The organism is Actinophytocola sp., assembly GCF_049647105.1.
Classification (GTDB): Bacteria; Actinomycetota; Actinomycetes; order Mycobacteriales; family Pseudonocardiaceae; genus Actinophytocola.
This window is the reverse complement of the sequence record NZ_JBARWZ010000098.1, coordinates 1-14,491: the sequence shown is the minus strand read 5'-3', so window position 1 is coordinate 14,491 and position 14,491 is coordinate 1. Positions and strand designations below refer to the sequence as shown.

Below are 14,491 nucleotides of genomic sequence, written 5' to 3'. Positions count from 1 at the left end.
AGTGAATCCAGCTGGTCCACCTATCGAATTGTCGTATCCCTGTGTGATCGTGTTCTTGCCCGATGTTGCGAGGAGGAAGCAGGATGCGGTCACGTCGTCCCACACCTGAACAGGAGGCTGCGGCCGCGGCGCTTCGCTGCGAGATCGAGCCCGAGGATGCCCGTCTTGCCTACGTGGCGGTCACCCGCGCCCAGCACCAACTCGACCTCGGTGGTTTGTCCTGGATCAACCAGCACCCCGACGGCAACCACCTGCAACACAGGGACGCATAGTGGCGTTCTCGGCGATTCATCCTGTCGTCGGCCGGATTGACGCAACCGCGTCGGACCTAGGGTGCGGCCTGGACTGGAACGCCGTGCACAAGACCCGCCCTCGGATCGCGTTGACCTGCCCCGAGTGCGGCCATGGCGTCCACGCCAAGGTCTCCAGCAGAAAACTGCGCTACTTCGCTCACGACCCCGGTCGACCCGATGACTGTGCCTGGCTCAATGAGTCGCTCGACCACCACCTGCTCAAGCTCGCCCTGGCCACCGCGGTCCGTGCTGCCGGCTGGGACGCACAGCTTGAGGTCACCGGCCCGGACGGCACATGGCGCGCTGACGTCCTCGCCCGCAACCTCCATGAAGGCGATCAATTCGCATGGGAAGCTCAGCTCTCCCCGATCACCGACGACGACATCAGCGCCCGAACCGAGCGCTACTGGAATGACGATGTCGACGTGTGCTGGGTCAGTACCAGCGGCCGAGTCCCCTGGATCGATGTTGTGCCCGCCGTCCGGGTCGCCGATGCCGGCCAGGGGACAGAGTTGACGGTGGCAGACGGAGTTGCCACCTTCAATTACGCCCGTGGCCGCTGGAACGCCTACGAGGATCTGCTCCTGTCCGAGTTCGTCACCCGCGCTCTTCGCGGGCAGGCCCTCTTTCGGACGGTCGGAAGTCGATACCGGCGTATCTGGTCCAACCTCGACCGCGGGTACCGACGTCGCGCAGCGGTCTGGACCAGCCAACGCAGCCTCGACGCGGAAGCCCGTCACGAAACCATGCGACAACGACAAGACATCTGGAGACAACAACAAGCAGAACAAGAACAGCGCGCCGAACAGCAGCGCAAACAGGAAACCGAAGATCGGCGACAGGAAGAGGAACGCCAACGCGAGATCGCCCGGGAGGCCGAACGCGTGCGGCTGGCCGCGCTGCGCGAAGAACAGGAGCGACAGTGGGCGATCGAGCGCGAGGAACGGCAACGGCAACAGGAAGCAGACGAACGCCGACAACGGGAACTCGCCGAAGCCGCAGAACAAGAACGACTCCGCCGCGAACGCGAGGAATACGTTGCCGCTCAGGCATGGTGGAAGCCGGTGTCCGCAGCACAGTTTGACCAGTTCCGAGCCAAAGTAATCGATCACTTGCGGCAACAAGGAGCCATCCATGTCGAGTTCGACTCGACCAAGACCACCCCGGCCGACGCCTACGGCGTCGTTGTACGTGACAGTCGTGAGATCCGCGGCGTGCTACGTCCCAGCCCGGCCTCACTACACCGACTCTCCCGCCACATCACCATCTTTGCCCGCAACGCCCGCGAAGCCGCCCTCTTCACCAACACCGGAAAGATCACCTCCGATCGAGTCATCTACTTCGATCTCCCCGAAGAAGAACAACTGTCGCTCCTGTAGATATGGACGACGCAGCCACCGCTTACTCTTACGGACGGGACTGTCCCGAACGGTGTTCCTGACCCCCATGCATCTGAATGGCGGGTGCTCAGGATCGTCGAGCGGCTGCACATCGACGACTACCTATGGGCTCTCTAGCGCTGAGACTGGGAATAGTTCACCGAAATGTCGCTTGGCTGTGAGGATTGCCGCGACCGGTTCGATGGGGACATCGCCCACCCGAGCGGAACGCGCGTCGGGGTTGGCGTCGAAGCAGGTTCTCGCCGGCGCTGAGCCGCAGTCTGCGCCCACAGCTGCAGGGAAGGCATCCCGTCGCCTCCAAGTCTTCGGCGCGGGTGGCCCTGCCCGACGCCAGCAGGTGGCATGGGTGACGGTGGCAGCGATATCGGTATCCGGTCTGTCGCGTCGGGCAGGTGTTCGGGCCCGCAGTCGAGGTTCAAGCTGCCTTCAACGCCACTGAGCCCAACCCGAGTGCATGATCAGCGAGACGCACTCCAGCCTGATCCCCCTCGGCCCCGCCAGAGTCGATCTGGCGATGCTGCCTTCGCGGTGGCGTGAGCTACGTGGGAAGCACCGCACTTTCTACGACTACCTGATCATGGCCCGTACGGATCCCCACGCCAGTGATCGAGCCTGCTTGATGGCTGTGATTCCAGCTCTGGAAGCACTGCACACCGGCTACATGGTTCTCCAGCGCCAGAGCCCGGCGAGAAGCGTCGCAACGAGGTCCTCGACCGCGTCCACGAGATGCGCCAGTATGTCGGCGATCGGAGCCGGCTGACCGACGAGGATCTGCAGTTCCTTGGGTTCGCTACACAGTCGATCAGCTGGACACCGACAGGGTTGTCCGACTTGGGTGCTCAGCGGGACCTCTCTCCTCCCTTGGAGAGGCCCCGCTGAGCACCGCTTCATGCCGCGACTGTCCACCCCAGCGTTCCGACACCGGGATCCGGTGTGACCGGAGCAGTCGCTGGCCGCCACCGGGTTCCCCCCGGAAACAGGGGTCTGCGCGCCGACCCCGATCCGATGACGATGCCCGACATCCGATCCGAGCCCTGGAGGATCGTCGAGCACGATTCACACTGTCCACCATGGACCCGTGATTACCAAACACCACGGAGTGTGCTGCGCGAAACCGCAATCCAAGGTCAGGACGTCTGGATACACTGCACCGCAGGAAGAGCGCACCTTTCGCGGACCCTCTGTGCTGATGTTGCGGCGTGTTGCACGATGTTGCCAACACGCGATCCTCACTTGCGCAAGGAACGGGGCTATTCCATTGGAGCAGGGAACGGCCCCGTTCGCAGGTGTCGGCCTGCGTGGAGAGAGTCAGCAGGCTCGGGGTTCGTCCTGCTGGGCGGATGCCAGATGGCGAAGGATCTTGTCGTCGAGCAGGGCGCAATGTTCGCCAAGCTGGGTCATGAGATCTCGGGCACGTGCCCAGTCGGGTACCGGTTTACGGTCCGGATCCCCTTCCGGGAGCTCGGCGCGCAGATTGCCGCAGCGTGTGCGCGCTTCGGCTTCCGAGCACAAGTCCTGGACGGCCGCGTGGCCATCGGCTGCGCGGTCGAGTGCCTCTAAAGCGGCGGTGTAGTCGCCCCGAGCGAGGTGGACGGCTGCGCGTGCGGGCAGCAGGTGGTGGCGGCGGGCGGCTTTCCCGTGCGGGAGAAGGTCGTCAGCGCGGTCCAGATAGGTCAGTGCGGCGTCGTGTTCGCCGCGGGCAGACAGGGTTCGGGCGGCGACGACATGGATGCTGGCATTGGCGTCTCTGTCGGCAACGACCTGTTCGTCGCGATCATGCCGCAGGACCTGATCGACGAGGTCGTGGGCGCGTTCGAGGTCACCTTGGTCGAGAGCGATGTTCGCGGCGACGACCACGGCCCAGACCTTCTTGTGGTTGTCGCCTCCGCGGCGCTGGAATTCGAGAACACGATCGCTGAGTTCGCGGGCTTCGTCGAGATGCCCTTGGCGGCGCAGCGCTTCGGCCCAGTGGCCGGTGACCCATGCCTCGCCGTGGCTGTCGTGTTCGGCGCTCGCGGCGCGGATACCAAGTAGGTGAGTGTCTCGCCAGAGATCCCATGGCCGGCGGATCGAGAGCCAGTCCCACATGGCAATCGCGAGCCGCCATGTCGCCCCCGGCGGTCCATGGGTGGCCGCGAGGTTGCTGACGGCCAGCAGGTTCTCTCGTTCGCGGTCACACCAGGATAGTGCGATCTCCGGGTCGGCGAATGTCAACGGCTCCAGCCCGGTGGGCAGGTCAGGCAGGTCGAGGTTCGTGGTCCCGTCTGGAGCGAGGGCCTGGCCAGCGGCACGCACAGTGTGCAAGGTCCACAGGACCAGGCGATGGCGGGCCGCGTCCCGGGCGGCAGGTGTCTCGGCGGCTTCGACCAACTCCATGGCGTAGGCGTGGAGCAGGTCATGCACACCGACTACCTCGGCGGCGTCATTAGACGTGGTGTCGAGCATGTGCACTGCCCGCAGTTGCCGCACTGCGGAGCGGGCCTGCCGCACGCTGATCCCCGCGAGTGCGGCGATCGCGGGGATACTGATGCGCCGCCCGCGCTGCAGCCCCAGCAGCCGGAACACCCTGGCGGCGTCGTCCGGCAGGTCCCGGTAGGTCCAGGAGAAGACTGCGCGAGGTGCGGTCGACTCGTCGGCTTCCAATGCCTCAAGGCGCTCAGCGCCGATTTCGTCAGCAAGATCGGCGAGCGACCTCGCAGGATGAACGACCGCCAGTTCAGCCGCGACCCGCAGTGCCAAGGGCAGGTGTCCACACAGGCGAGTCAGCTCAGCGACCGCCGCGAACTCACCGAGAGCTCGCTCGCCGATGAAGTGGGTCATGAGACTCGCGGAGTGGTCGGGCTCGAGCGGGCCGACCGGCACACGGTGTGCTTCGTGGGTGACAGCGAGAGCGGACAGCACGCGGCGGCTGGTCACCACCACCGTGCATTCGGCCGCGCCCGGCATCAGGAGACGCACGTCGTCCGCGGTAGCGACGTTGTCGAGCATGACCAGGCGACGGGTGCCCGCCATCAGCGAGCGCCACAACGATGCACGGTCGTTCAGGGTGTCGGGGATCTCCTCGGCGGACGCACCCAGGGCACGGCAGAACCCGAACAACACGGTCGCCAGGTCAATCTGCTGTCCTTCGGGTGCGAATGCCTTCAGGTCGGCGTAGATCTGCCCGTCAGGGAATTCGTGCGCGTTGCGGTGCGCCCACCGCAACGCCAGCGCGGTCTTGCCCGCTCCCGCCGGTCCGTCGATCACGACCAGCAGGGGCGCATCGCAGTTGCGGCCTGCCAGCGCCTTGTCCAGCGCGTCTAACTGCGTATCGCGTCCGCCCAGCCACCCGGGAGCAGCCGGGAGCTCGCGCGGGCGGGGGCGCCCCCCACGTTGACGCTGATACGCCGCGACCAACGCCCCGCCGGTCCGTAGAATTCGGTCGGCTCGCGTGACTTCATCACGGCTCGCCTCGATCTGGCCGGTCTCGATCCGGGATAGCCGTGAATGGTCCGTCTCGATCTTCGGCGCGAGCGCCCGCTGTGACAAGCCCCGCTGCTTCCGCCAGTAGCGCAACGCGTCGCCGAACGGCGTGTTCCGGCGATCGCCTTCTCTGGTCCCTTGAGCCATCAGGGCCTCGCCTGCCCGCGTCCGGCCAAACCGTGCCCGCCGAACACTCTGCCGCGCATAATCGCCCCGACATCCGAGCCCACGTTCACTGCGCGGTGCACGAGGCTAACGGTCCTGCAGGGCCCTCTCGCGTACGTCATTGTTGATGCGTGGTCACCGTGTGTCGCCACTTCCCGGAACTCGCCTTGCGGTTGTGTCATGACCGCCGAGCAAACGATCATCACGCCCCCCGAGCGCGATCGACACGTCTTGTCACTTTCCGTCACCTTTACCTGGGGTTTCGCGTGACGATAACAAGTACATGGTTGCGCAGAGTCACCGCTACCCATGCTGGCCAATTTTTGTGTGAGTCACCCGAACAGATCAACGTTCAACGAGCTACTTCGGGGCCGTTACGCAGAGTGTGTTCGGCCGGACGGTGGAACGGGGGTCGGAGATGGAGCCGTCGACGTCCCGCCACGCAGCGCTACACCGGCCGATCAAGAACAGGTCGGCCTGGCGGATCGTCGACGTACTCGTCAGTCTCGAACTCCATCGCACTGGCTTCGCGACAGGCGTCGTGTCCACCGTCGTATCCGCTTCCGGCGGCCCAGACACCACGTCCCGCCCAGGGAGTTGTGTCTGCTTGGCGAACCGCTGCCGGCCGCCGACCTTGCAGTGAACCTCCTGTGTCAGCGAAGCCCGATTCCGCGGTCAAATCCCGCCGCGGCCCCGCCAACTTGACAGGGCCCGCGGCCATGTCGTCTTCTCGGGGGTCGGTACTCGACCGCGGCATCATTGTCGGCGGGCACGATCCAGGGCGGCAGCTCACCTCACGCCTTCATGATCAACCAATTGGGATCTCCAGGTGCGCCAAGTGATCCCTATTGAAGGTATCTCGAGGCCTCTTCGGCGACTGCTGATTGTACGGACGGCTGGATAGGATCGGACGTATCGGTCGGGTGTGGGGGAAGTGTCGAGCACACCCTGTTTCGCCCACTGTTCTTGGCCGAGTACATCAGCTTGTCGGCCTCGTTAATGATTTCCAGAAGTCCTTCACGGCCGGTGGCGTTGTCAGGGTTGGGTCCCATCGCAGCGCCGATGGAGACGGTCATTTCAACGTTGCGTGTAGCTGCGTTACCGGTATCTTCGTCCGTAACGGTGTACACGACCTGCGTGATGCTGACGCGGTGGCGGATCCGTTCTGCGACTTCACACAACTGGGCATGGGTTACTTCGGGGACGAGGACGACGAATTCCTCTCCTCCCCAGCGTGCGGCCAGATCCTTGTCCTCGCGGATCTCGTGCTTGATGGCTTTGGCGAGCTGAACCAGTGCTTGGTCACCCACGTGGTGTCCGTGGGTATCGTTGATCTTCTTGAAGCGGTCGAGATCCAGGAGGAGGCAGCCGACCTGGTCACCGCCGCGGAAATTCGCCCGGTCGAGTATGGATCGGGCGATCTCGATGAAGGCGGTTCGGGTGTAAACAGCAGTGGCTGGGTCGAATGGCCGTTCTCGTTTCCAGCGGTGATAGAAGGAGGTCTGCTGCAGCACGGCGATGATGACGTAGACACCTAGCAGGACCGGGTAGTATCCGAAGGCGATGCTCATCGCCGCGCCGATCGCGAGGCAGGTAGCCGCTGCCTCGGATCCTTGTTCGCTGAGTTGGACGAAGGCATCTTTGAAGGTCATCTCGGGCCGCATAAGGCCGGCGACGATGATCACAAGGAGGTAGTTCACCAGCCATCGAACGAACGTGGCAGCGGTGACAATCAACCAGTCAGTGAGGTCCGGCGATGGGAACCCAGGGAACGTGTCCACCCCCGCGGTGAGGATCAGGGCACCGATCTGGGAGGCGAGTACGACGGTCGCACATGAGTAGACCCATCGGTGCGGGTTATTGTCGTCTCGGTGGATGCGCAGGTAGCCGTAGGTGTGGGTGGCGACGATGACGACGGTGGCCAACAGCGGCGGCAGCAAGAGCAACGCAGCGACATTCCATACGGTCTTCAGGTCATGGTATGGCCCCTGGCCGGCTTCCCTCGCCCGGAGCCGCTCGATGCCGCGTGCCATCTCCAGATGTAGCACCCCTGCCACGGCGAGAATCGCCGCGACTGTCCAATGCCCGGCGTGCAGCGGGAACGCCCACGCCGAGCCCAGAACACTGCCAAGAGTCAGCAGGTGGACCACGAGGACAAGTGCCAGGACGCGACGCGGCAACATCCACACGCGCCAGCGCCGCATCCACCGGCCCGGGGCCATGACTAACCGGACACATCCAGAGGTCCGGCGACGCCATCCCGTCGCCGACGCATCCCCCATGTTCGCCTCCTCGACTGCCGACCCTTGAGCGTAATCAATCACTCACAAGTGGTCATCCCGACGCGAAAAGAAGCTCGCCATACTGGCCTTGTTCACCCGTATGGCCCAATATGAGGGATACTGTCGACGACTTCGGCTGATCGAGCCCATCGGCTGTCACCGTCAGTAGCTGATTTGTTGCGAACCGCAGGATAACGCCGTTCACCAGCGACAATGAGTAATGGGTCCTGGCCCGAGCCCTGAATTTGAGCACATGTCCCCAGGAGGACACGGAGAGGTGTGACCCCCATGCGTGACAACCACTGGCGTGACAACCACTGGTCCGGCACTAGCCGCGACAACCACTGGCGTGGCTTCCGTGAGGACAATCACTGGCGGGACAACCACTGGGGTGCCCACCGTTAATGATCGCTGGATAGGGGACCTGGCGGCGGGGGTATTGCGGACGCGCGCCGCCACGCCCTCGCCGCCACCACAGCCACCGCGACCCCGATGACGGCCATCAAGGCGATCACACGAGCGGGGTCCAGGAACTGCGCGAGGACACCGGCGAGAAGGACGCCGATACCTTGCGCGCCGCGCATCGCGGCTACAGCCAGCCCGATCAGCTGTCCTTTTTGATCGTCGGGTGTGGCCTTGACGTACTCGACCTTGGTGGTCGTGTCGTGCGCGGAAAAGAACCCGACCAATGTCCACAGCACCAGCGAGATGGCGATTCCTGGCACCAGGACCATGGGCAGCAGCATTGCGCAGGTGACGATCGCGAGCGCCCCCAGCCATCGAGCCCGAGTGGCATCGTTGGGCACGACGCGTGCGAGCACGACCATGCCGATGGCTGTCCCGACGGGATTGGCCGCGAGGAGCAGGCCGACAGCGATGGGACCTACGCCAAGCTGGTCGGCGTAGGGAACGACGAGGCCCTCTGGTGCGACGTAGAACCCGGCAAGGCAGGCCAGTGCGAGCAACGCCTGATGTTTCGGACTGCCGCGCAGCAGCTTGAGGCCTCCCCGGATGGCAGACCAGGCGCTGTTCCGCTTGCCGTCCGAGGACGTGGTTGGCGGCCGGTCGCGCACGCACATGCGCAGCAGGACGGCGGATGCGAGGAAGGTGGCGGCGTCTGCGACCAGGGCACCCGATGTCCCGACAAGGGTCACCACGACCGCCCCCAAGGGAAATCCGGCGACGAGCGCGACCTGGTAGGTCGTATCCATCAGGGCGGACCCGACGGTGAACCTGGAGTCTTCGGTGATGGTTTCGGTCATCGCGATGCGGGCTGCGGTGAACGGCGCCGCCAGCAGCTGGACCGCGAACAGCAGGACTAGCAGTACCGCGATCGGTAGCCCGGAGATCGCCATGACGGCGACGAGCAGGCCACGGGCCACGTCGGTGACGATCATGACCTGACGACGGGGGAAACGGTCGGCAAGTCCGGCCAAGAACGGGCCCCCGACCAGGTCGGGGATGAACGAGATGGCGTAGGTCGCCGCGGTCAGTGCGGGCGAGCCGGTACGGTCGAAGACGAGCAAGCTCAACGCGACCCGCGCGAACTGGTCTCCCAGCACCGACAGAGCCCACGCGATCCACAGCCCGGCGAACTCCCGGTTGGACAGCACTTCGAGAAACGTGACCCGTCTGTTGGCACGCGTCATCGTTCTCACCTCCCCGCCCCCGGAAGCGCTGCGCCCCGATCGCCCCGCAAACTCTGCGCACAGCCGACCGACCAACGGTCTGCCAGATCGATGTCACACGATGCCACATGGTGACCGCAAGGGGTGAGAGCGTGTCCAGGAGTCGACAGACGACTGCGCCTATCGCTGGTTGCGACACCAGCACCTGCCGCGGCCAGCGACCCGGTCGGGCGTGATGCGGTACGTCCACACGTTCGTCGTCCGGACTGGGTCTGCGGCACGCCACGTCGCCGTATTCGCAGGTCACGCCGGGTTCGGGGAACACCCTCACCCGATGGATCAGGTGGGCGGCCAGGTCGACCATCGACTGAAGCGTGCGGGCGGCAACGACTCGGTCACGGCTCAATCGCGGTCTGCGGCAGCCGCCGACTGGCAACTGGTACTCACCGAAGTTGGATCTCGGCGCTCAGCCCCCGCTCGTCGGGAGCGACGTTTCGAGAGACCAAGAGCGGTCCCAGCGCGCCCCAATCGATGCCCACTGTGTTTGCCCACGCAGGACCACCAACAGCCGGGCATACCAGTCCGCTGATGCTTCCGGAGGAGATGGCTCGGGTTCGGCCGGTGATCGAGGAGTTCGCCGCGGACGGGCTTCTGCCACACCTGCCGACAACCCGGCCCGACTCAAACCCCCACAAAGAAGCCCCAGCTCAACAGCGCCTAACAAGGCACGACTAGCTGCTCTTGCGGATCAGGCCCGTGTAGCCGGCGAGGGCGAGGGTGGCCAGTCCCCAGACGGCGGCCTGGACCAGCCACAGCAATGCGGTGAATACCTGGCCGGCGGTGGTGTCGGTGTCGAGGTCGCAGCGGGTGCGGAGGCCGGTTGGTCCGAGTGGGAGGCCGCGGTCGAGTCCGAGGCCGATGAGTTCGATGGTGGAGCAGGGCGCGCCCGGGGTGGTGGTGGCGGTGGTGGTGTGTGCTGCGGCGTGTCGGCCGGGTTCGGTGGTGACGTGGCCGGCCAGGAGGCTCACGCCGCTCGCCGCCGCCAGGGCGACCAGCAGCGCCAGCGCGGTCCGGCGGGCCCGGTAGCCGTAGCCGGCGAGCGCGCCCCACAGCCAGTGGAACCACCGGGTGAGCGGGCTGCCGAACGCGGCAGGCGCGCGGCGGCGTCGGTCGTGCTGCTGGGCGATCAGGATGTCCCTGGCGTTGCCGTCGTGGCCGGCGGCCCGTTCGACGGCGGCGAGCTGCTGGTACGGCGACGGCCGGTACGCCGGGGTGTGGTCGCGGATCAGGTGCAGCCAGCCCCGCCAGTCCATGCCGGTGAGGGTGCCGTAGGCGAAGTCCGTGACGTCGAGCAGCGACCCGGACGGGTTGACGATCGTCGTGTCGAGCACGGAGAGCTGCTGGCCGACCCGCGCCGAGGCCAGGGTGACCGCGGCGTACGCGCTGGCGCAGATCAGTCGCGTGCGTTCGACCGACACCGACCCCCTGGCCTGGAGTTGATCGGCGACCACCGCGGGCCCCCGCGCGGCACGGACTCTGCTGTCGACGCAGCGCAGCCCGCCGGCCTGCGCGCCGCGCAGGCGGATCGCGCCGCCGTCACCGCCACCGGACACCTGGCTCCGCTCCAGGACGACGGTGTCCTCGACGTGGAGGCCGTTGGCGTACAGGGCGGGGCCGGAGTCATTGCGCACGACCGCGTCGACCAGCTGGAGGTCGTAGGCGACGCGGGCGACACGGAGAAAGACCGCGCCGAGTGCCCCTTCTCCCGATACCCGCGTGTTGCGCATGGTCAGCTCGCCGCCAACGTGCGCGCCGTCGGCGCGGACACCGGGACCGGACGGGTTGCGCAGGTCCGCGCCGTCGAGAACGAGCAGCCCACCGGCGCGCAGGCCGGACAAGCGGACAGCGCCTCGGGCGCCGCGGCCCGACACCTCGGCCCCGGACAGCAGCAGGTTGGTGTCGACGGTGACGTTCGTGGTGTTGATGGCCGGGCCGGTGTCGTTGTGGACCGTCGCGTGCCGCAGGTCCAGCTCGCCGGCGATGTGCGCACCGTGCATGCGGATCGCACCCTGCTCACCACGGCCGGTCAGCCGGGTCCTGGACAGGCGCATGATGCTGTTCACCGTCAGCCGATCGGCGGAGAGCGCCGGGCCGGGACCACCGCGCACGTCCGCGTCATCCAGGACGATGCCGCCCAGGTGCGCGTCGCGCAGCCGTACCGCGCCCTCGTCGACCGAGCAGGTGATGGTCGATCGGCTGAGGTCGACGTCGCCGCTGACACGGAGAACGGACGCGCGAACACCACCATCGAGCCGGCTCCCTTGCAACACCAGCCAGGGCAGCGTGGCCGCAGTGAGCACCACCCGGTTCGTCACCACGCAATCGACCAGGCTCAAACCCACCACCGCGGTGACGTGCGCCAGGTCCAGTGTGCCAACCACGTGGGCGCCCGCGAGGCGGACACCGCGGGGATCCGGCTCACCGCGCCGGCCGAGCAGCAGCTCCCGGATCAACTCCGCACGGATCTTCGTGCCGTCACCGCAGGTCAGCACCCGCCCAGCAGATGTGGCGTCGACCAACGCCTGCTCCTCGGCGGTCATGTCATCGAACACCCGACGAGCTTGTCACGACCGGACCCGCTGCCCCACCGCCTCTGGCGAGGCGCTGCTCCGGGGGCGGCCAGCACCCGGCGAGAAGTGGCCGTCGAATGCGCGGCGCCGTGCATCTGCGGGGCCGTCTCGTGCCACAACCTGTGCCGGTACGACGTTACTCGGCGGCGACGTCGAGAACGTGGCAGATCTCGACGAACCGCACCACGGTCGGATAGCGCCTGCCGTTTTCATGGGCCATCAATGCCCAGATGCCAATGCCGGAGGGCATATGCTCGAAGACTTGCGCCTTGGTGAGTCCTCTGGATTCGCGGGCCTGCTTCAGTTCCTGCCCCAGGATGTCCGCGAAGGCTTTGTCGGTCACCATGTTCTGGGCGGTCATCCGGCCGGTCCTCTTGTCGGGTCTGCTGGGAGGGTTGTCGAGATGGTCTGGATCGCCATACCTGCGACACGGGCGGCTTCCGCGCAGTACGGGTCGACACTTTCGTCCTCACCCAAGGCAGGGCTGACCCACACTTCGAGGTATTGGCCTTCGGCGGTGTCGACCACGATGAGACAGTTGTCGGGCAGCAGCGGGTGTGGCAGGACGAGCGCGGAGTACCGGTCGACGGTGACGACGTCGGGCCGGGTCTCCGGTGTCCGGTTGGGGTCGGTGACCCAGGTCAGTGCGCCTTCGGTGGTGGAGATACCGACCAGGACGCGGAGGTTGCGGCCGACGCCGCCCGCGCTGCCGGTGGAGGAGAACGTGCAGTCGACGCCCCCGTGGATGTCGCTGTGGTCGGCTAGCGGCGGGCGGGCGTAGCCGAGGTCGTAGCGCAGTTCCCGGAGCTGCTGGATGGTGAGCAGGTCGGTGCAGGGATCGACACCGGACAGGTCCAGCTCGCGGGTGCGTGGGGGGAGCAGATCCGCGAACCGCGAGTCGGACGAGTCGGACGAGTGGGGTCCGTCGGTGGCGGGATCACCCGTGTTGCTGACTGCGCAGCCGGTGAGCACAACCAGCGCGCAGACGACTAGGAGGTGGCGGATGCTCACTCGGGATCTACCGTGTCCGCGTACCGGGAGTCGTGCTGGGCGGGCTACCGAGATCGTCATGACGCGATCGTCTCGAGGGCCATGCGAGCGACAACCCTGGCTTCGTGACAGTACGGTTCCGCCTTTTCTGTTCCTGCCGGTTTGACCGGGCTGGAGGACACGTCGAGGTACTGGCCGTCGGCCGTGTCAACCACAACCAGGCAGGCGTAATGAAGCATGGGATTCGTAAGCACTAGTGCGGAGAATCCGTGAATGGTCACGACGTCGGGGTTCTCGGTACCGGCTGCGGCGGATGACGCGCTGGCGGTGGTGGAGATCCCGACGAGGGTGAGCATGTTCCGGTCGGTGCCCTGGCCGCCGGCCAGCTCGCTGGACGAGAACGTGCACGTCGGGCCACCGTGAACCAAGCTGCGGCCGGGCATCGGCGGACGTGCGTAGCCGAGGTCGTAGTCCAGTCCGCGGAGCTGTTTGTCGGTGAGCAGGTCGGTGCAGGGATCCACCCCGGACAGGTCCAACTCGCGGGAGCGTGGGGGGAGCAGCGGCTCGGATGTGTCGGCGGCGGATGGGTCCGGCTTGCGGGTGTCGGTGGCGGCGGGACCGATGTTGCTGCGGACAGCGCAGCCGGTGAGCACGGCCAGTGTGCAGACGACGGCCAGGAGGTGGCGGATGTTCACTCGGACCTCCCTGCGTCGACGGTGCCGGTCGCGCAGTGTTCTGCGGTCGGTGTGTGTCGTTCGCTGAGCGTCTTGGTCGCGGGCTTGTACTGGCCGGGCCGTGGCGGCAGGGTGTCCGCGAACCCCGAGTCGTGGGGGTGATTGCCTGGCGGGTCTGCTCGGCGGGCTGCTGAGATGGTCTGGATCGCCATACCTGCGACCCGGGCGGCTTCCTGGCAGTACGGGTCGGCACTGTCGTCCTCACCCACGGCTGGGCTGACGGCTACTTCGAGGTACTGGCCTTCGGCGGTGTCGACCACGACGAGACAGTCGTCGGGCAACTTGGGGTGCGGCAGGACGATCGCGGAGTACTTTTCGACGGTGACGACGTCGGGCCGGGTGTCTGGTGCCCGGTGCGGGTCGGTGACCCAGGTCAGTGCGCCTTCGGTGGTGGAGATACCGACCAGGGTGCCGAAGTTGCGGTCAACGCCGCCCGCGCCGCCGGTGGAGGAGAACGTGCAGTCGTCGCCACCGTGGATGTCGCTGTGGTCGGGCAGCGGCGGGCGGGCGTAGCCGAGGTCGTAGCGCAGCTCTCGGAGCTGTGGCTCGGTGAGCAGGTCCGCGCAGGGATCCACACCGGTCAGGTCCAGCTCCCCGGGCCGCGGCGGCAGAATGTCCGCGAAACGCGAGTCGTAAGCTGCGACGTCAGTCCGCTGATCGTCCTGACGCTCCTGATCGCCAGTGCGCGCCGCGCAGGCCGCCGTGACGGCCACTGTCAGTGCGGCGAGCATCAGGACACAGGCTTTCCTTCGCCGGTGAGTGCTCCGTTGCGGGCGAGTTTCTTTCTGCACTGGAAGTTCGTCCTTCGCATGGTGGTGTGGGCGACGGTCCGCATGTTCCGGAAGCCAGTCACGGGGGATGACCGGGTAGCCGTCGCTGGTTTCCCTGCCCCCGTTGGATTTCTTGG

General features: G+C 66.4%; 10 protein-coding genes. 2 read left to right on the top strand and 8 right to left on the bottom strand.

Annotated elements, in window-relative coordinates:
- The first annotated feature begins 83 nt into the window (after positions 1-83).
- Both WBA97_RS12080 and WBA97_RS12075 read left to right on the top strand, forming a co-directional pair.
- Positions 84-272 carry a hypothetical protein gene (locus tag WBA97_RS12080; RefSeq protein WP_424230851.1) on the top strand — a complete coding sequence of 63 codons (189 nt, stop codon included), beginning with the start codon at positions 84-86 and terminating at the stop codon, positions 270-272.
- Positions 272-1,672 carry a competence protein CoiA gene (locus WBA97_RS12075; RefSeq protein WP_424230850.1) on the top strand — a complete coding sequence of 467 codons (1,401 nt, stop codon included), beginning with the start codon at positions 272-274 and terminating at the stop codon, positions 1,670-1,672. Before WBA97_RS12080 ends, WBA97_RS12075 begins: the two co-directional genes overlap by 1 nt.
- A 1,329-nt stretch (positions 1,673-3,001) precedes the next feature.
- Here the strand turns inward: WBA97_RS12075 and WBA97_RS12070 are convergent.
- The 8 genes from WBA97_RS12070 to WBA97_RS12035 form a co-directional block, all read right to left on the bottom strand.
- Complete coding sequence (locus WBA97_RS12070; RefSeq protein ID WP_424230849.1) at positions 3,002-5,302, bottom strand: helix-turn-helix domain-containing protein; 2,301 nt, start codon at positions 5,300-5,302, stop codon at positions 3,002-3,004.
- 863 nt (positions 5,303-6,165) lie between these two features.
- A complete protein-coding gene (locus WBA97_RS12065) occupies positions 6,166-7,470 on the bottom strand; it encodes a diguanylate cyclase (RefSeq protein ID WP_424230848.1) in 1,305 nt (434 codons plus the stop codon).
- A 533-nt stretch (positions 7,471-8,003) separates the two neighbouring features.
- A complete protein-coding gene (locus tag WBA97_RS12060) occupies positions 8,004-9,251 on the bottom strand; it encodes an MFS transporter (protein WP_424230847.1) in 1,248 nt (415 codons plus the stop codon).
- 710 nt (positions 9,252-9,961) lie between these two features.
- Positions 9,962-11,842: a hypothetical protein gene (locus tag WBA97_RS12055; RefSeq protein WP_424230846.1), complete on the bottom strand. Its 1,881-nt coding sequence runs from the start codon at positions 11,840-11,842 to the stop codon at positions 9,962-9,964.
- Between the two features lie 154 nt (positions 11,843-11,996).
- The gene (locus WBA97_RS12050; RefSeq protein WP_424230845.1) at positions 11,997-12,221 is read right to left on the bottom strand and encodes a helix-turn-helix domain-containing protein; all 225 of its coding nucleotides are present in this window, start codon (positions 12,219-12,221) and stop codon (positions 11,997-11,999) included.
- The gene (locus tag WBA97_RS12045; protein WP_424230844.1) at positions 12,218-12,871 is read right to left on the bottom strand and encodes a DUF3558 domain-containing protein; all 654 of its coding nucleotides are present in this window, start codon (positions 12,869-12,871) and stop codon (positions 12,218-12,220) included. Before WBA97_RS12045 ends, WBA97_RS12050 begins: the two co-directional genes overlap by 4 nt.
- A 56-nt stretch (positions 12,872-12,927) precedes the next feature.
- Complete coding sequence (locus WBA97_RS12040) at positions 12,928-13,503, bottom strand: DUF3558 domain-containing protein (protein ID WP_424230843.1); 576 nt, start codon at positions 13,501-13,503, stop codon at positions 12,928-12,930.
- 38 nt (positions 13,504-13,541) lie between these two features.
- Positions 13,542-14,315 (bottom strand): DUF3558 domain-containing protein, encoded by a 774-nt coding sequence (locus tag WBA97_RS12035; protein WP_424230842.1) that lies wholly within the window; start codon positions 14,313-14,315, stop codon positions 13,542-13,544.
- Between the last annotated feature and the right edge of the window lie 176 nt (positions 14,316-14,491).

What these genes read in the sequence shown, in the direction of transcription:
- WBA97_RS12080 (WP_424230851.1), top strand. Translation starts at nt 84, where the DNA reads ATGCGGTCACGTCGTCCCACACCTGAACAGGAGGCTGCGGCCGCGGCG.
- WBA97_RS12035 (WP_424230842.1), bottom strand. Translation starts at nt 14,315, where the DNA reads ATGCTCGCCGCACTGACAGTGGCCGTCACGGCGGCCTGCGCGGCGCGC.
- WBA97_RS12070 (WP_424230849.1), bottom strand. Translation starts at nt 5,302, where the DNA reads ATGGCTCAAGGGACCAGAGAAGGCGATCGCCGGAACACGCCGTTCGGC.
- WBA97_RS12060 (WP_424230847.1), bottom strand. Translation starts at nt 9,251, where the DNA reads ATGACGCGTGCCAACAGACGGGTCACGTTTCTCGAAGTGCTGTCCAAC.
- WBA97_RS12050 (WP_424230845.1), bottom strand. Translation starts at nt 12,221, where the DNA reads ATGACCGCCCAGAACATGGTGACCGACAAAGCCTTCGCGGACATCCTG.